Here is a 16242-nt window from a genome sequence, read left to right on the forward strand (position 1 = left end):
GCGTCCCGGTTAAGTTGAATCGAGAATCATAATGCTCCTCCTCACTGCGGATATCACCTGTGACGGCAGGGAACCCAGAAAGCAGGCATGGTCAGGCATTCCCTTCGGTGTCGGGAGGCATGCCGTGACGGGTTCGTGTGGTCCTCCGGAGGCGGTTGCCAAAGCCCTGGATGCCCTCGGCACGGGTGCCTACCTGGTGGACGAGCGGGGCTCGATCGTCGCCGTCAACACACACGGCGCACAGCTCCTGGGCCGTCCGGCCTCGGATCTGGTCGGCCAGGACGCACACGACCTGATGCATCGCAACAAGTGTGGCGAACCCGTGCCCAGGGCTCAGTGCCGGATGCGGGAGAGCATCCTCGCCGGGCGCACCGAACAGGGCGGCGACGAATGGTTCGAGCGCGGCGACGGCACGCTGCTACCGGTGGCATGGCTGGTCACCCCCTGCGACATCGGCATGCGCCCCTCAGCCACGCTCGTCCTCTTTCACTCCGCCGGACACTCCAGGCAGCCCGCCCAACGATCACCGGCCGGCGGGCGGATGTCGGAACTGGAACGGCTCGCGCTGCTCGCCGAGACGACCACCCTGCTCACCTCCACCCTGGACATCCACGAGGCACTGCGCCGCCTGATCGACCTCGTCCTGCCCCGTGTCGCCGACTGGGCGGTCATCGACCTGATCCGCGAACGGGACGAGGTGCATCGCTTCGCTGTCGCCCACGCCGAGGGCGGCACCGTGATCTTCCGGGAGGACCTCCAGGGGCCCATGCCACCAGTGCCGCAAGAGTCCCCTCTCCCCCTCTCCCGCGCCCTGCGAGGCGTCGCATCCTCCTTTGCCGGTCCCGAGACCTATCAGGGATCGCCCGACTCCGGCATCGCGGTGGAGCAACAACACCTGTTCGAGGTGACCGGCATGCACTCTGCGGTCATGGTCCCCCTCCGCAGCCTGCACGAGGTACTGGGCGCCCTCACCCTCGGCCGTGCCGACCAGCCCGAACCGTTCACCGGGAGTGAGGTCGCCCTCCTGGAGGACATCGCCCGGCGAGCCAGCTTCGCCCTGGAGAACGCCCGCCTCTACCAGCGCCAGCGCACGGTCGCAGAGACCATGCAACGCCATCTGCTGCCCACGCTCCCGCGCACACCCGGCCGCGACATGACCGCCCGCTACCTGCCCGCCCCGGACGCCTCCCAGGTCGGCGGCGACTGGTACGACGCCTTCACCCTGGCCGACGGCGCCACCGCCCTCGCCATCGGCGACGTCGTCGGCCACGACCTGGACGCAGCCGCCGGCATGGCCCAGCTGCGCAACATGCTCCGCGCGTACGCCCTCTCCGAACAGAAACCGCCCAGCAAGATTGTGCAATGGCTCGACCAGGCGACGGAGGACATCGCAGAGGTCTCCCTGGCCACACTGGTCTTCGCCCGCATGAGGGAGAACGACACTGGCGGATGCGAGCTGTCCTGGACCAACGCAGGCCATCCTCCTCCGCTGCTGGTCACCCGCGACGGCGTGACACGCTTTCTCACCGAAGGCCACGGAGTCTTGCTGGGCGTCACGCCCGACCAGCCCCGCCCCGACGCGACCGTTGAACTGCCGCCCGGCGCGACCCTGCTCCTCTACACCGACGGCCTCATCGAGTCTCCCGGCCATGCTCTGGACGAGGGCCTGGAGCGCCTGCGCCGACACGCCGCCTCCCTGGCCCACCGCCCCCTGGAACCCTTCACTGACCAACTGCTGGCACGGGCACGCCCCCCGGACAACGACGACGACGTCGCCCTCCTGGCCGTGCGATACGTGCCTGGCTCCCCACCCTGCGGCAAGCGCAGAAGGCGGTAAAGGATTTCGCGGCAGTGTGGCGGCGCGGCTTTGGCCGGGGACGTCATTTGCGTATCTGGCCTCACGGGCGCGACGTCCCCGACTCCCGCGTCCTGCTTGCACCACCAAAATACCCTGGGGGGTAACTGTGTTACGTTGACTCCAGATACCCCGGGGGGTAAAAATCTGCGAAGGGAACCGAGCGTGTTCTTCATCGACGCCATCCAGCTCACGGGTCTGGGAAACCACAGTTACCTGGCCGGCGGCGCCCCAGCACGGCGGTGGCGGTGGACCCGCCGCGGGACATGGACCAGGTGATCGCGGCGGCTGCTCGCCGGGGCGTGCGGATCTCGCACGTGGTGGAGACACACCTGCACAACGACTACGTCACCAGCGGCCTCGATCGAGCCGTCGGAGGGCGCTCAACGACGGCCAGCACTGACAGCCGTCGACAGCTCAACCGCCGGTCGCAACGCTGCCGAGGCCTCCTTCCCGCGCCTTCCCATCGCCGGCGGTGACACGCTCTTCGTCGGCCAGGGCCTGGTGCCCAGGGCCATCTCCACACCCGGGCACGCGGTGGGCCGCGAGGTAGTGGCCATCGATGACGGCTTCGACGCCGCAGAGGACGCCAGCCTGCCCCTCACCACCGACCGCTGATCTCAACTGCCCTCGTCGGCGACCACACCTGGAGTGCTCCTGATGTTCTCCCGCTTCTTCTCCCGCTCGTCCGACCGCTCGTCCCGCCCCGGCCGGGTCAGCGCAGCCGAGGCCCACCGGCGTACCAGCGCTTCCTCCCCCGAGAGCCCCGTGCTGCTCGACGTGCGGGAACCGCGCGAATGGGTGATCGGACACGCGCCCGATGCCGTGCACGTCCCGCTGTCCCAGCTGATCTCCGGTGCATCCCCGCTGCCCGAAGTCGTGCAGGGGCGCCCGGTGGTAGCCATCTGCCGCTCCGGAAACCGCTCGCAGAAGGCAGCACAGTTGCTGGCCGAACAGGGAATCGACGCGGTCGACGTCAAGGGCGGCATGGAGGCCTGGCAATACGCCGGCCTGCCGATCGTCAACGGCCGTGGCGGACGCGGCATGGTGGCGTGACCCCGCTGACCCTCGCGCTCGTCGCGGGTGCCGTGGTGGGCCTGGCACTCGGCGGCTTGGGCGGCGGCGTACTGGCCGTCCCGGCGCTGCTCTACCTGCTGCACTTCAGGCCGCTCGCCGCGACGACGGCCAGCCTTCTGATCGTCACCGCCACCTCGATGACGGCGCTGACCACCCACGCCCGCGCCGGGAATATCCACTGGAAGTTCGGAGCCGCCTTCGGCGCCGCCGCCGTTTGGTTGCCGCAGAACATTCTGACCACCGGCGTTCGCGGCGAGGAAGTCAAAAGCCACCGATCCGATGCCGACTCCCCCGGGCCACCGATGAAGCGGTCGGCGGCGGTGGCCCAAGCCTCCGAGGACGCGTCTCGCCTTGCTGGCGCGTTCGACGCACGCGCCAGGCCGGCGAGGCAGGCTCCACCACTTCGCCGGCCCGGGGCATGGCGCCATGGTGCCGCGCCCGCCGCCTGCCGCGCCCGCCGCCTGCTGCGGCCTTCGTCGCCCTCGTGCGACCGGTCGGGTTCAGCGGTTGACCGGCTCGAGAAGGAGGACGAGCGAGGTGAGGACGGCCGCGAGAGTCATCGCCGTCGCCGCCGGCACCGCGAGGACGCGCCGGTGAGCGGGCTGAAGCTGATGGGCGAGTCTCAGTGCAACCCACGCGGCCTGCGCGAGTACGCCGCCGACGCAGGCGAGCAGCAGTGGCATGAGGGTGTCCGGAATGGGCAGGGCGCCCGTGAGAAGGGCTCCCGCGACCGGGCTCAGGCAGGCCAGTGCGATCCATGGAGCTACGCGCCTCCCCGGTTGCACCGCCAGCAGGGCGGCCAGAGCCAGGCCCTCGCCGGCTGCGTGTACCAGCAGTGCCGTCAGCACGGCGAGTGAGGCGGTCAGCGCCAGGGTCGCCCCTTCCAGAAAGCGGTGCACGGCGAGCGCGGATGCCGCGCCGATGCCGCCCGCACGGCTGCGGTCGCACGGGCAGCCGATACGCATCACGGCCCCCATCACCCCGTACGAGGCGAGAGCGGTGAGCGGAACTGCCCAAGGTGGCACGCCGGCCTCATGGGCCCCCTCCCACGCGCCGGGCAGAAGATCGAGGACCGCGATGACCAGCAAGATGCCTGACGCGGCGGCCAGCATGAGCGTCGACCGGCCGGATCCGCGCCGCGCCAGCCAGGCGCCCACCACAGTGGCCACGGCGACCAGGGCCACAGCCACCAGCGTTTCGGTGGAGGGCAACTGCCAGCCGGTCCCGTGAGGGTGCGCGCCTGCTGCGCAGAGCACGGAGAGCATGTTCCCTCCCCGCGGGGTGGCGGGCCATGGTGTCGTGGCCGGGTGAACCGGCTGTGTCAGCGGCGGTAGCAGTACGAATCGGAGGAGGCGTCGCCCCCTTGCAGGTGCGTCTGGTGCACGCGCAGGCCGAGGAAGTCCGGGCCGTGGGGGAAGAAGCGGCTGTCGACCGTGAGCCCGCCGTGCGAGATGTCGGCGTCGAGTTTGACCATCCACGGGTCGATGCCCGCGGGGTAGAACTGTGCGTCCCAGGCGGCGTACAGGGAGTTCGTCAGGTAGGCGCGGCGCCCGTCGCGGCTGAGCTCGACCATCTGCGCTCCGCCGGTCAGGGGAGTGTCCGGCTCGGCGGGGTGCGGCTGCCGGCCGACGATGCCGCCGAGGCGTACGGACGCGGTCTGCCTGGGATGGAACGGGTCGCTGACGTCGTACTGGAGCAGGTCGCCGGTCCCCCATGCGGATACGTACAGCCACTGGTCGTCCACCGACAGGTCGATGTCGGTGATCAGTGGAGGCACGGCGCCGAACGGCTGCAGCAACGGGGGCAGGTCCTCCGTTTCCGCGGGCTCGGCCGGGACGGTGATCACCTTGCGGACCACGAAGTTCTCGCCCTCCCGGTTCCACAGCCAGATCGATGCCGAAAGGTCCTCCACGCTGACCACGGTGTTGGTGAAGCCCCACGTGGCCTCGGGGTCGTGCGCGGGGCGCAGCTCCAGCACCATCTGGTTCTCGTCCCCCAGGTCGACGCGTTGCAGGTGCCGGCCGGAGTCCAGCTCCCAGAAGTGCAGTGAGTGGCCGTACTGGCGGTCGAGCAGCCGTTCGGGGACCAGGCCGTCCTCGATCAGCGCAGGGGTCCCCCACTCGCTGGTCACGGCGATGTTCTGGCGCAGATGCCACCAGACGTCGTAGGCCATCCGCTGGGGTCCGTGGTCGCTCTCCCAGGACCGCAGCACTTCGAAGCTGTCGTGGTCCAGCAGGGCGACGCCGCCCGGCCCTTCCGCGCCGTCCGCGCCGCCCAGGCAGGACAGGAACATTCCGTCGGGGCCGCAGTGGAGTGTGTGCGGACGCGAGTATCCGGCCTTGGCGGCCAGCTCCTCGGGCTCGACCACCTTGACCAGGCGGGGGCGGGCGGGGTCGGGGCCGGTGTCGAAGACGTGCAGCCGGGAGGAGCGCAGGCCCGGGACGATGAGGTAGCGCCGCGCCGCGTGGTGACCGGCATGGGCCAGCGCGCTCGAGCAGGCGTTCCAGCCGAAGTGGTGCAGTTCGTTGCCCAGGTCGGGCAGCTCCGCGTGGGAGATCACTCGGCCGTATTCGGGGGATTCGGGGTCCGTGCAGACCGTGAACAAGGCGTCCGCGCGCTGTGCGGTCGGGTCGAAGCCGACGACGTAGGCGAGGTTCTCCGGGGGCGCGGCGACGGCGTCCGCCGGGGTGCGGTACAAGGTGGGATCACTGGGCTCGTCGCGGTCGAGAGCGTGCTCGGTCGTCGTCATGGCTGTTCCTCACTCCCGAACGGGAGCCTGGATCCGGGTGGACTTCCGACGGGCAGCCGGGCTCACTCGTTCGAGATCAGCGTGCAGACGGGAGACGGACATGCCATAGGACGAGCGTTTCACAACCCCTGGAGCCGTGCCAGGGCGACAGCGCGGCGGTGCGGTCGGCCGCCGCGTCGGAGCGGGCGTCGGCCGTGATCGATCGGCTGGAATCCGCGGTCGGGGTATCCAGGTGGTGCGGTCGCAGAAGAAGTCGCTTGATCGACTGCCGGTGGGTCGTTGCCGCGCGGTGGGTCCGGTGCCGGCCTCCGGGTTCGATCCGGTTTCCGAGCGCTGCGCGAAGTCCAGGTGGCAGGGCCCGTAGCGGCGGCTCCCCGACGTGGGCGGGCTCCCTGGGCTCGGGGACGGCCGCGCCACCGAAGCACTGTGGCTGTCCGATGGCGCGGCCGTGTTCCCCGGCTTGCCGGGGAACACGGCTTCCTCGGTGAGGAAGTCAGCGTTCGCGGGGGACGAAGCTCACTGCGCGGGGGCGAAGGGCACCCGGGTCCAGCTCAGGACCTGCTTGCTGCCGGGGTCGACCGTGACCTTCAGCCAGTCGTCGACGTTGGTCGAGCCGTCGATGGTGACCCGGGTGAGGTTCGGCGCGGCGGTCTTGACGCCGTAGAAGGACAGCCACTTGGAACCGGTGTCCAGCGGCTTGTCGCTGTTGTAGACGTGACTGTCGCCGTTGAACAGGTACACCGAGCCGTGGAACCCGGCCGACTCCTCGGCGATCGCCTTGACGATCGGCTGGAAGGCGTAGTTGTCCGCGTACGACGGGTCGGTGACCGTCGGGTCGAACATGTCGGCCTGAGTGAGCAGGACGACGGACTTGTTGCGGTCGTGCTCGGCGGCCGCGAAGGTGTCGCGGATCTCCTGCACCACCGCGGCCGTACGGCCGACGACCTCGGCCGCCTGTTCCGGCGTGGCCGAGGTGTTGCCGGTCCACGGCGCCATGCTGTTGTTGCTGCCGACGATGTGCAGTGCGGCGAAGGCGACGTCCGCCCGGGTGTACCGGACGTCCTCCGGGTATCCCTGGTCGGCCTGCGAGGTCACCCGGACGCTGTTGCGGCCCAGGGTCCGGTCCGGCTGGGGGAAGAAGACCTTGCGGATGGCGGCCAGACGCTCCAGCGGGTTGTAGCTTCCGTTGTTGGGCCGGTGGCAGTCGGTCCACTCGTTGTCGCCCACCGTGTAGACCAGCGGGTCCTCGAACGTGTCGAAGTCCGACTTGATCTTCTGGAAGTAGGCGTCGCTGCAGACGGTGGAGCCGTTCTTGATGTCGCCGAGATGGTCGACGAACCGCACGTCGGGGTCGGCGTTGATCTGGCGGATGACGTTCGGGAAATCGGCGATCTGGGAGTCGCCGTAGGGAATGTCGCCGATCACGGCGAAGCTGAAGGGGCTGCTCCCGGAGTCGGCCGTCGCCGACTGGTCCGTCAGCGCGAAGCTGAGGGCGCTCAAGGACACCGCGACGGATGCCGCGCGACGCCAATTTCTCATGGAAACCTCCTGTGGTGTGCGGGAGCACTGTTCTGCTCACGTGTGAATTTCACGCCGAACCGGGACGAGTCAGGGGTGAACAGCCGCTGTCCACCCAGGGCTTCCGGTGACCTTCCGTCAACCTTCCTGCGGGAGGCCGCCATACGCACTTCCGTGAGCGCTGCGGACAGACGCTCGGCCACGCTCCGCTCGAGCTCGAGAACGCCGGGACGCACGCAGTGCCCCCGGCAGCCGCAGGAGGTCAGGCGAGGGCGAGGGCATCACGGAACCCCTACGTTTGAACTGGCCGTTCACCAGGCGGAGTTGGACGGTGATCTGCCTCGTGGGCAGGGAGGAGCCGCCACCGGTCGTGGAAGCAGGCATTGCACGGGGTCCGGCTCGTACGGTGCACCGGCATCCTTTGGTGACGGCAGCGTCAGGTTCAGCATGTCCGATCCGTCAGTAGACCACCGTCCGCATGGCCATGCGGTGCTGACATATCCACGTAGAGCACACCAAAGGCGAGTACAAGCAGTGGCGGTCGCTGCAGCGGTTCACCGGACGGCGCGAGACCTACCCCGAAACCCACCTCGCCATCGCCGGCCTCGTCTTCGGCCAATCCGCCAAGAGGACGACCCGACGCCGCACGAGCATCGCACTGGTGCTCGTCCGACCGGCCGCCTGCTGATCGCCCAACAGCCGGTCCGCCGAGCCGGCACGCTCAGACCTCAATCGCTCGCAAGGTCGTTAGCCCGGGTGAGGGTCTTCCTCAACACCGTCCACGTTGGTGACGCCGTGGGGGTGCCTGCTGAGAGCTTGGGCGAGGGCGACGACCGCGATGAGTCCGGGGACGAAGAGGAGCAGCTGGGCCGCGCTGTAACGGCGAATTTCCGTGGGGGTATCCACGCCTTCCAGCTCGGCCTCCAGACGGTGCGAGGGGTAGAGCCCGACCGCGTGTACGGCAAGGGCGCCGTAGCTCAGGCCGCACCCGAGCAACCACGCTCCCCAAAACCAGCCGCCGTGCATCGTGAAGACCACACCGAGCACGACGAAGCAGGCAGTTCCCAGGACGAACTCCGCCAGGACGAGCCTGCGTCGCCTCAGCGTGCCGGTTGTTCCATACATGTCGATGGCCGCGAACCTGCGGACACTCCATCTCGCTCCCGCCATCCCGTCAGGATGCATCCGTCTGGCGACGGGAGTCCCAGCAAATCGTCGGGAACACGGTCTGTCAGCGGGGACCCGGAGCCAACCTTGCGCAGGCAGTAAGTGATGCGAACCGGGGATGCGGGTCGTGGTCGCCGGCCCGGATCTGTGGAGTCCGTCCTCCGCTCGCCCCCACCGCGACCGGCGGAGCATCACAGCGAGGTGTCGCCCTCAGCGGCTCCTGGCGGCGCGGCCGTCCTCCGGTCCCTCATGCGTGTGCGGAAGAGCCACCAGAGGAACAGGATCGCCGCCAGAGCATTGAGGTAACCCAAGAGCGAGGCCACGAACAACACGAAGTCGTCGGTGGGAAGGTCGCGCCCAGCAGCCCCGGACAGATTGTGCACGAGGTAGAAGAGCGCCTCGACCACGAGGAAGGACGCCATGACTAGGACCCCGCCGCGGCGTCGAGTCACCAGGAGCGCTGTGCCAACGAGGAACCAGACGAAGGTCAGCAGAAGGAGCACGGTCAGGCCGCCCGGACCCCGGCCGAAGCGTCCGTAGAAGTGCAGGTAGTACGGGACCTGCCACACATAGTTGGCTACCGTGACCACGATCAGGGCCGCCACCTGCCACGGCGCCCAGCACGACGCCCCCCTGAACTGAGCGCCCTCGACCGGGCGTATGCGCCTGGCAAACCCCATGTGTCCCCCTATCTCCGCGGCCCTTTCAGACAGCCAATGCGCGCGACGATGCGCGCGTGGAGCGCAGCCTCGGACTGACAAGTCGCAGCCGGCGGTGCTGGTGTTGAACTGGAGCCAACCGATGAGAGCGCGAGCGCCTCCGCGTGGGAGGTTCCTCTGTATTAGGCCACAGTCCTGATGACCTCGCACCTCAATTGCCAGGCCGCGTAAGTTGGGCAGGACAGATTCGCGCGCATCCAGCGTTGGTCGGCATGAGCTGGGCCAGATGGTGTGCGACAGATTTGCGCCACCCGACGCGCGCCACTCGGGCGAATGTGAACCAAAGCCCGGTCACCGCTCCGCGTCTTGAGCGGATGTCTCATCGAGGCAAGGGCCTGCCAGCCGGCTGGCGGAGTTGATACCGACGGGGAGCTTGGTTCGTCCGGGGCGAGCACGACCTGGACAGCGGTGACCCTGTCATACCAGTCCGCGCGCAGCGGTCACCCACCCGTCGTCGTGCACGACCAGACCCTATGCATGCCCACCGACCCTGCCCAGGACGGACTTATCGACGTGTGCGTGCACTTCGCATCCCGTGTGCCGCGTGCAAAGGACGTGGCTCGGTCATGCGCACCAGGCCACCGGTTCACTCGGCTTCACCAGACCCTCGGTGACGAACGGGTCTCCAGCGACGAATCGTTGAGCGGCATCAAGCGTGGCAAAGATCGCCATTGACCCATTGGTGAGCGGGTCTTCGAAGGTGCCGATGCCGACGATGTCCGAGGGCGGCTCGAACGCGTCAAGGTACGCCTTGTGAAGGGCGTAGACCTTGTGCAGGTCAGCCGCCCGCTCGGGGACGGTCGAATAACGTACTACGAACTTCATGCGTCGACTCTAAGGGACCGGCTGAACGGAAACGGTCAAGTCCCGCGGAGTGGTGTACGGCGGTGATTCGTCTGGCTTGCCTGGAGGGCGGCCTGGAGAGATGTTGCTGTGCCTGTTCCCTGCCCGAAGAGTTGGCCGGTCTCGGATCAGACTCGCGGGACTGGCATTGATCAGGGAATATCACGGTGGACCGGCTGTGGGGCGCCGATCTGGCTCCTCGGCGCGGACACAGCCCGGGGTGCCAGTCCCGCTCCAGATCCTCTGCGTCGAATACTCTGCGGAGACGTCCGACCTGACATCCTTAGCTATTGCATGCACATAACGGTCTGTCGCACGGCGGCGGCTCTTCACGTCGGCCCGGATGGCGCTGCCGCCGGATGAGGAAGGGGTGTGGCATGAGGTCCCCAGACGTGCACCTGCGGGAGATCACCGACGCCAACCGGGATGCCGTTCGTGCCCTCCGCGTCCGACGCGACCAGAAACAGTTCGTCGCCTCGGTGTCCAAGTCGCTCAAGGATGCGACGAAGAGCCCGGAGGCCAATCCCTGGTACCGCGCCGTGTACCGCGGCGACGAGCCCGTCGGCTTCGTAATGCTGTCGTGGAAGCCGCCGGCTGGTCCTTACCAAGGGTGCCATTTCATCTGGCGCCTCCTCGTCGACAAGCGGCACCAGGGGCAAGGGATCGGCCGAGAAGCTCTCACGCAGATCGCCGCGCTGGTTCGCGCGGACGGCGCCACCGAATTGCTGACCAGCTACGATCCCGGCGACGGCGAACCATGGCCCTTCTACCAGAAGTTCGGATTCGAACCCACCGGCGAGATCGACGACGGCGAGATCGTTCTGCGGCTCGCCTTCCCCAGTCAGTGATCTCACACGGGGGATCTGTGTGTCGGCCCAGCCCCTGGCGCGGCAGGTCAGGGCTATCCGGTGCTCGGCGCCGCCATGAGGTGAGGTGTGGTGCGCCGCGGGGGATCAGCGCTGGCCGGCGGCGGGTGCTACGACCGCCGTCAGCAGACGGTTGGCCAAGGCGGCCGGAGCTCCGAAGTCGAGGCTCAGGTTGGAGACCGAGTAGACACCGCGTACGGACAGGTCACGAGTCGCGAACATGCCATTTGCGTAGCCGAAGTCGTGACCGGTCTTGCCCCAGAGCACGCCCCCGTTGAGCAGCGGGGTGGACATCAGGGCGGCGCCGAAGCAGGCCACCTTGTTGCAACTGGTGCCGATGAACGGTACGAGCTTGCCCTCCGCGTCCCTGGGCAAGGTGAACATCTCGTTCAGCTGCGCGGGGGGCAGCAGGCGGCCCTGGAACAGAGCGTTGATGAAGCGGTCGAGGTCCGCCGGGGTGGAGATCATGTTGGATGGGTCACCGCCCTGCTCGCTGACGTCCACTGCCGTGCCGCGGCTGTCGGTCACGTAGCCGTGGAGATAGGGCCGGGGCATCACGGGGTCGCCCTCGGGAACCGAGGTCTGTTCGAGGCGCAGTGGTTTCAGGATGCGTTCGATGACCTCCTCCTTGAACGAGTGGCCGGTGATCTGCTCGATGAGCCTGCCCGCGATCCGGAAACCGAGGGAGTTGTACTCCTGCTCGGTGCCGGGCGCGAAGTGCGGACCGGGCCAGGGACGACCGACGGGCCGAAGGGTGGAACGGATGATGTCGTCGAAGGTGCGGTAGTCGTAGCGGTTGGCGATCGTCTCGTCGGGGCTCTGGGCCGGCTTGCCTTCGTCCACGTCCGGGAGCCCGCTGCTGTAGTTGATCAGCTCACGGACGGTGATCGGCTGGAACGTGTCCGGGAGCAGGCCCGGTATGTACTGCTGGACGGTCCGGTCGAGGTCGATCCGGCCCTCGGCTGCGAGTTGCAGGACGACGGTGGTCTCGAAGACCTTGGAGATGCTGCCGATGTGGAAGTGCGCATTCGCCGGGATCTTCCGCCCTGTCTGGCTGTCGATGGTCGACCCCTTCCACAATTGGCCCGGCTCTCCGACCCGGGCGATCGCACCTGAGACGCCGTCGGCCGGCCGGGTCTCGATGGCGGCTTGGAGCGCAGGCGGGTCCAGCGCCGGCAGGACACCCGAGGTGCCCGGACGAGCGCCGCTCGCGGCGAAGGCCTGCGCGCCCGAACCGGCGCCGAGTGCGACAAGGGCGGCGCCGACGAGGCCGAGGGCGGCGACACGGCGAGCTATCAGCTTCATATGAGACTCCGTGAGATCCGTTGTGCTGAGCGGCCCGTATCAACGTGATCAATCCTGCTCGTCAACCGACCGCCGAGGCATGGGGATCAACCCTGATCCGACCCCGAGCGCATCCCGGAGCCGTCCCGGAGCCGGCGCCTCGCATCCCGCGCGGCCTGCACCATGACCCCGCACTGTTGTCACGGGTCAGCCGTCGCGGCCGGCTTGCTGTCCCTGTCGTCGTGCCCTACCTGTGCCAAGATCAGGTTGCTGGGTGTCACAAGGGCGACAACATCATGAGGACCTCATCGCGATCGTCGTCGGAGGCCAGCCGCAGAGCGCCGGGCCACCTGCCGATCTCCTTCCAGCCGAGTCGCCCATAGAACTCTTCGAGACCGACACCGCCGCGGGCGGCAAGGTGCAGCTGCTCCAGGCCCATCTCGTCGCGGGCGACCTCACGGACCCGGCTCATCAATGCCGCGCCGACCCCCTGGCCCCGGACACCGAGACGGGTTTGCACGTGGTGAATCGTGCCCCAGTGCGCGACGGGCGGGTGGGGATCGCAGCGGATATTCAGCCAGCCCGCGACGGTGCCATGGGCCAGGGCGACCAGAAGGCGGCTGGCCGTTGGGGCAAGCTTCTCGATGATGCGGTCAAGGACAGCGGTGACCTCGACGGCGTCCACCGGCGGAAAGGGGAACCCGGCCGCCCCACCCGCATTGCTCACCTCGGTCCAGCAGTCCACGAGGGTCTGCTTCAACTCGTCAGTGATCTCGTGCGGGTCAACGATCTGGGTGAAGCCAAGGGCGTTGCTGCTGGTCATGGGGACGAGTGTCACAAACGAGCCGCGCTCGTCGACACTCGGGAGCATCCACCCGAACTTCGCTGGTGCAGACAATGATCCACAGGATTTGACGCTTACTCGGCCCGGCCATGTGGACGGCCCTGATCGTGAGCAGTGTCCTGTGACTGCTGACCCTGCCGATCCGCCAGGCGGACTGGCGGTTCGCGCTGGCACTCCTGCTGAACAGTCTCGGGTGGGTCAGCTTCATGACCTACAAGATCTCCAGCGTCAGCATGCGGCAACGGCTCTGCCCGAAATCGCTCCTCGGCCGTATGACCGCGCCCGTCCGCTTCGTGGTGTGGGGTCTGATGCCGGTGGGCGCACTGATGGGCGGAGTCCTCGGCCAGACCCTCGGACCCCGGCAAGCAATGTGGATCGGCGTGCTCGGCGAGCTCGCCGCATCCCTCCCCATCCTGCTGTCACCGGTGCGGATCATGCACGATCTGCCTCCCACCCTCGACGACGCACCCGAGCAGGCCGACGACATGGCTGCGGCGGCCTGGACAGGCCACCGCGACCGCATGGTGCGCACACGGGTCCGGCGCCGGGCCTTCCGACCCGCGCCCAGGCGCACACCCTCCCCCGGACCGGGAGCAGCCGGCGGCCCCAGCGAGGCTTGTACGCCTTCCGATCGGCGCGAGCACCGGCCGACCGGCATACACGTGACGCGGGGAACGGCGACCAGCACCCGCAGACGTACCACCGGATCCCCGCCATCAAGTGGCGCACGCGGCCGGCCCTGCAAAGGCGAGCTCATCGCAGTGGACGGTCAGCTGCTCGCTGGACGGAATCCCACGCAGAAGGGGCCCGCAATTGCGGGCCCCTTCTTCTCGTAGCGGGGACAGGATTTGAACCTGCGACCTCTGGGTTATGAGCCCAGCGAGCTACCGAGCTGCTCCACCCCGCGTCGACAAACATCACTGTACACGATGGATCACTCGGGACTTCTCACGGTCAGAGACCGTTGACGCATTCGTCGGGCCAGACAGACGGCATCTCTGCGGTGTCCCCGTCGAGGAGCATGATCAGGGCGCTGGGGATACTGCCGTACCCGCCGACCCAGCGCCGGAACATGCCCTGGGCCCTTCTCCTCGCGCACCCGCCCGCCATGCAGCGCTGAACAACCATCGGATGCGAGTCGCTGCGAATCCACCCAGCTCGCGCCGGGTCGATCGACGACCTGCCCGCTCAACGCATCGAGCGCTCCGGGGATCCGGGGATCCGGGGATCCGGGGATCCGGGCACATCGTCGCCGGCCGGATCAGTTACGAGAGAAGGCAGCGTTACGACGGTGGGTCGGGAGGCACCGGGAAGTCAGGGGAGATCGTCATGTTCACGTCTTCCGACAGCAGCCGCCCGCCACATGAACCGATCACGGAGGGACATGCGTGTGGTGCGTGGGCTACGCGCGTGTGTGGTGCGTGCGGTGCGCGTCGTCGAGAGTCTGAAGTCCGGTGAGACGGATTCGGGGTTGAAGTTGCCGCTGCGGCAGCTTCTACCGTCCTGAACAGGGCCGGAGAGTCCGGCCCGGTGACGCGCTCGTGAGGGGGCGGCAATGGAGTGGCCGATCGCGAAAGTCGCCCGCATGTCTGGTGTGACCGCCCGAACGCTCCGGTACTACGACGAGATCGGCCTGCTGGCACCGGCCCGGATCGGTGCAGGCGGCCACCGCTACTACGGGGAGCACCAGCTCTTGCTGCTGCAACAGGTCCTCGTACTGCGAGCGCTGGGGGTGGGCCTGCCCGAGATCGGCCGGATCCTGGCCGATGAGGTCGACACGGTGGAGGCCCTGCACGGCCACCACCAGCGCCTGCTCGCCGAGCGCGACCGGCTCGACACTCTGGCCGCCACCGTCTCCCGCACGATCGCCGAAATGGAACAGTCCAGGAAGGACGGCCGTCCCATGACCATCAACCGACCGGAGAACCTCTTCGAGGGCGCGCAGCCCGCCCAGTACGCAGAGAGCCTGCGTGACTTTCCCGAGCACGCGGAAGAAGTCGCCCGGAAGACCGCGACGATGAGCCCGGCCGAGATCGAGGCCGGGCAGCGGGAGCGCACGGCCTGGATGATCCGGCTGGCCGAGCTGATGACCGCCGGACTCCCCGCCGACGCCGGACCCGTCCAGGCCGAGATCGACGCCCAGTACCGTACGCTCACCGCACTGCGCCATGTCTCCACCGACGAGTACCGCGCGATGGGGCGTTCCTGCGTGGACAACGAGACCTGGCGCACGGCGTACGAGGCAATCGCCCCGGGCCTGGCCGCCTACCAGCACGATGCCATCGAGGCCTACGCCACATCCCGACTGAGCTGAACCACAGCAGGGTCGCCGCGGGACGCACCACGTCGGCCCTGCCCCGTTCGTCGGTTCAGAGGCCGGCGCATCGAGGGAAGCTCGCCCCGGCCTGCCCAGCAGCGGTGTCCCCCGAGGCCGCTGTCTTTTCTCGCGACCATCGGCGTCGGCCTGCCACCAGCGCCTCCCCGCCCGGTGGAACAACTACTGCCGGAGCTCGTGAAGCAAGGGCAGAACCCCGACACCACCGCGACCAAGTCCGGCGTCGAACGTCGGAGCGACAGCGTTCCCCTTGAACTACACCATTCAGCGACTTATATGCGACATCACAGCTCTTATGCTATGAAAGTCCTACTCATTCCATTATCCAGGTGTTGGAGCTGCCCTCATCGGAGACGGGCGTCCCAAGCCGAGGAGAGTGGAAACGATGACGGCATCACCTCGATGGCGATCTGTCGCGGCGTCAGCAGCCGCGACCGCTGCATTTTTCGCCGCAACCCTGGCAGGCGCAGCGACCGCCTACGCCGACAGCCGCCCCCACACCCCACAGCAGACACACACGCCCGACCGCGACCACGGCTCGGACGAACACGGCTGCGACGAGGAGGGCTGCAGCAACGACCACAAGCGCCCGGAGAAGCCGCAACTCGCCCACACCGGCGCAGACCACACGAAGGAGGTGGTCCTGGGCGGCGCAGCAGCCGCTCTGGTCGCAGCAGGCGCCGGCACCATGCTGATGGCGCGCCGCCGCACTGACTCATAACCCCATCCCGGGCACATCCGTCGCCCCCAGAGCGTCGCGGTCGACACCGCGCCCCCAGGCACAACAGCGCCTCGACAGCTCTCTGGACACGAACACGCAGCCGTCCGCCGCCATTCCAGCGGCGGCGGACGGCTGCACCGGCCTCACCCGCTTACTCACCGCTCACCCCTCACCCACGTGGCACCCGACCATGGGCCCACCGCGGCTATGTGATCCGCGACCCCTGCACCGCCGCGTGATCGCACACCCCTGTCGGCATGTGCA

General features: G+C 68.3%; 14 protein-coding genes, 1 tRNA gene and 2 pseudogenes. 8 read left to right on the forward strand and 9 right to left on the reverse strand.

Annotation, left to right across the window (positions count from 1 at the left end; all coding sequences use genetic code 11):
• Positions 1-31 precede the first annotated feature (31 nt).
• The 4 genes and pseudogenes from P3H78_RS16335 to P3H78_RS16350 all read left to right on the forward strand — a co-directional run.
• Positions 32-1837 (forward strand): PP2C family protein-serine/threonine phosphatase, encoded by a 1806-nt coding sequence (locus P3H78_RS16335; RefSeq protein WP_438827978.1) that lies wholly within the window; start codon positions 32-34, stop codon positions 1835-1837.
• Positions 1838-2020: 183 nt separating this feature from the next.
• Positions 2021-2389, forward strand: a pseudogene (locus P3H78_RS33530) (MBL fold metallo-hydrolase); the annotation flags it as partial.
• A 126-nt stretch (positions 2390-2515) separates the two neighbouring features.
• Positions 2516-2911 (forward strand): rhodanese-like domain-containing protein, encoded by a 396-nt coding sequence (locus tag P3H78_RS16345; protein ID WP_276109714.1) that lies wholly within the window; start codon positions 2516-2518, stop codon positions 2909-2911.
• Positions 2908-3171 (forward strand): annotated as a pseudogene (locus tag P3H78_RS16350) (TSUP family transporter); the annotation flags it as partial. The gene P3H78_RS16345 and the pseudogene P3H78_RS16350, both read left to right, overlap by 4 nt.
• 261 nt (positions 3172-3432) lie before the next feature.
• On the opposite strand, the gene P3H78_RS16355 reads toward P3H78_RS16350, so the two are convergent.
• From P3H78_RS16355 to P3H78_RS16380, 6 genes are all read right to left on the reverse strand, one after another.
• Complete coding sequence (locus P3H78_RS16355; RefSeq protein ID WP_276109859.1) at positions 3433-4197, reverse strand: hypothetical protein; 765 nt, start codon at positions 4195-4197, stop codon at positions 3433-3435.
• Positions 4198-4253: 56 nt separating this feature from the next.
• On the reverse strand, positions 4254-5681 hold the full coding sequence (locus P3H78_RS16360) for a selenium-binding protein SBP56-related protein (protein ID WP_276109715.1): 1428 nt from the start codon (positions 5679-5681) through the stop codon (positions 4254-4256).
• A gap of 516 nt (positions 5682-6197) precedes the next feature.
• Entirely contained in the window at positions 6198-7220 is a 1023-nt protein-coding gene (locus tag P3H78_RS16365; protein WP_276109716.1) for a metallophosphoesterase, read from the reverse strand.
• A gap of 726 nt (positions 7221-7946) precedes the next feature.
• Positions 7947-8369: a hypothetical protein gene (locus P3H78_RS16370; RefSeq protein ID WP_276109717.1), complete on the reverse strand. Its 423-nt coding sequence runs from the start codon at positions 8367-8369 to the stop codon at positions 7947-7949.
• Between the two features lie 188 nt (positions 8370-8557).
• Positions 8558-8971 carry a hypothetical protein gene (locus P3H78_RS16375; RefSeq protein ID WP_276109718.1) on the reverse strand — a complete coding sequence of 138 codons (414 nt, stop codon included), beginning with the start codon at positions 8969-8971 and terminating at the stop codon, positions 8558-8560.
• Positions 8972-9649: 678 nt separating this feature from the next.
• Positions 9650-9910 carry a YciI family protein gene (locus tag P3H78_RS16380; RefSeq protein WP_276109719.1) on the reverse strand — a complete coding sequence of 87 codons (261 nt, stop codon included), beginning with the start codon at positions 9908-9910 and terminating at the stop codon, positions 9650-9652.
• A 410-nt stretch (positions 9911-10320) separates the two neighbouring features.
• On the opposite strand from P3H78_RS16380, the gene P3H78_RS16385 reads away from it, so the two are divergent.
• Complete coding sequence (locus P3H78_RS16385; protein WP_276109720.1) at positions 10321-10776, forward strand: GNAT family N-acetyltransferase; 456 nt, start codon at positions 10321-10323, stop codon at positions 10774-10776.
• Positions 10777-10881: 105 nt separating this feature from the next.
• On the opposite strand, the gene P3H78_RS16390 is transcribed toward P3H78_RS16385, so the two are convergent.
• The gene (locus P3H78_RS16390) at positions 10882-12099 is read right to left on the reverse strand and encodes a serine hydrolase domain-containing protein (RefSeq protein WP_276109721.1); all 1218 of its coding nucleotides are present in this window, start codon (positions 12097-12099) and stop codon (positions 10882-10884) included.
• A gap of 256 nt (positions 12100-12355) precedes the next feature.
• Positions 12356-12901 (reverse strand): GNAT family N-acetyltransferase, encoded by a 546-nt coding sequence (locus tag P3H78_RS16395; RefSeq protein WP_276109722.1) that lies wholly within the window; start codon positions 12899-12901, stop codon positions 12356-12358.
• Positions 12902-13128: 227 nt separating this feature from the next.
• On the opposite strand from P3H78_RS16395, the gene P3H78_RS16400 reads away from it, so the two are divergent.
• Positions 13129-13758 (forward strand): hypothetical protein, encoded by a 630-nt coding sequence (locus P3H78_RS16400; RefSeq protein ID WP_276109723.1) that lies wholly within the window; start codon positions 13129-13131, stop codon positions 13756-13758.
• On the opposite strand, the gene P3H78_RS16405 is transcribed toward P3H78_RS16400, so the two are convergent.
• Positions 13756-13829: transfer RNA gene (locus P3H78_RS16405), tRNA-Met, on the reverse strand. The genes P3H78_RS16400 and P3H78_RS16405 overlap by 3 nt on opposite strands.
• A gap of 648 nt (positions 13830-14477) precedes the next feature.
• Here P3H78_RS16405 and P3H78_RS16410 point away from each other — a divergent pair.
• Together P3H78_RS16410 and P3H78_RS16415 are read left to right on the forward strand one after the other, a co-directional pair.
• Complete coding sequence (locus P3H78_RS16410; protein WP_276109724.1) at positions 14478-15236, forward strand: MerR family transcriptional regulator; 759 nt, start codon at positions 14478-14480, stop codon at positions 15234-15236.
• Between the two features lie 397 nt (positions 15237-15633).
• The gene (locus P3H78_RS16415) at positions 15634-15978 is read left to right on the forward strand and encodes a hypothetical protein (protein WP_276109725.1); all 345 of its coding nucleotides are present in this window, start codon (positions 15634-15636) and stop codon (positions 15976-15978) included.
• The last annotated feature ends 264 nt before the right edge of the window (positions 15979-16242 follow it).

Source organism: Streptomyces tropicalis (assembly GCF_029269835.1).
In the GTDB taxonomy this organism is placed as follows: Bacteria; Actinomycetota; Actinomycetes; order Streptomycetales; family Streptomycetaceae; genus Streptomyces; species Streptomyces tropicalis.

What these genes read in the sequence shown, in the direction of transcription:
- P3H78_RS16335 (WP_438827978.1), top strand. Translation starts at nt 32, where the DNA reads ATGCTCCTCCTCACTGCGGATATCACCTGTGACGGCAGGGAACCCAGA.
- P3H78_RS16345 (WP_276109714.1), top strand. Translation starts at nt 2,516, where the DNA reads ATGTTCTCCCGCTTCTTCTCCCGCTCGTCCGACCGCTCGTCCCGCCCC.
- P3H78_RS16355 (WP_276109859.1), bottom strand. Translation starts at nt 4,197, where the DNA reads ATGCTCTCCGTGCTCTGCGCAGCAGGCGCGCACCCTCACGGGACCGGC.
- P3H78_RS16360 (WP_276109715.1), bottom strand. Translation starts at nt 5,681, where the DNA reads ATGACGACGACCGAGCACGCTCTCGACCGCGACGAGCCCAGTGATCCC.
- P3H78_RS16365 (WP_276109716.1), bottom strand. Translation starts at nt 7,220, where the DNA reads ATGAGAAATTGGCGTCGCGCGGCATCCGTCGCGGTGTCCTTGAGCGCC.
- P3H78_RS16370 (WP_276109717.1), bottom strand. Translation starts at nt 8,369, where the DNA reads ATGGCGGGAGCGAGATGGAGTGTCCGCAGGTTCGCGGCCATCGACATG.
- P3H78_RS16380 (WP_276109719.1), bottom strand. Translation starts at nt 9,910, where the DNA reads ATGAAGTTCGTAGTACGTTATTCGACCGTCCCCGAGCGGGCGGCTGAC.
- P3H78_RS16390 (WP_276109721.1), bottom strand. Translation starts at nt 12,099, where the DNA reads ATGAAGCTGATAGCTCGCCGTGTCGCCGCCCTCGGCCTCGTCGGCGCC.
- P3H78_RS16395 (WP_276109722.1), bottom strand. Translation starts at nt 12,901, where the DNA reads ATGACCAGCAGCAACGCCCTTGGCTTCACCCAGATCGTTGACCCGCAC.
- P3H78_RS16400 (WP_276109723.1), top strand. Translation starts at nt 13,129, where the DNA reads ATGACCTACAAGATCTCCAGCGTCAGCATGCGGCAACGGCTCTGCCCG.
- P3H78_RS16410 (WP_276109724.1), top strand. Translation starts at nt 14,478, where the DNA reads ATGGAGTGGCCGATCGCGAAAGTCGCCCGCATGTCTGGTGTGACCGCC.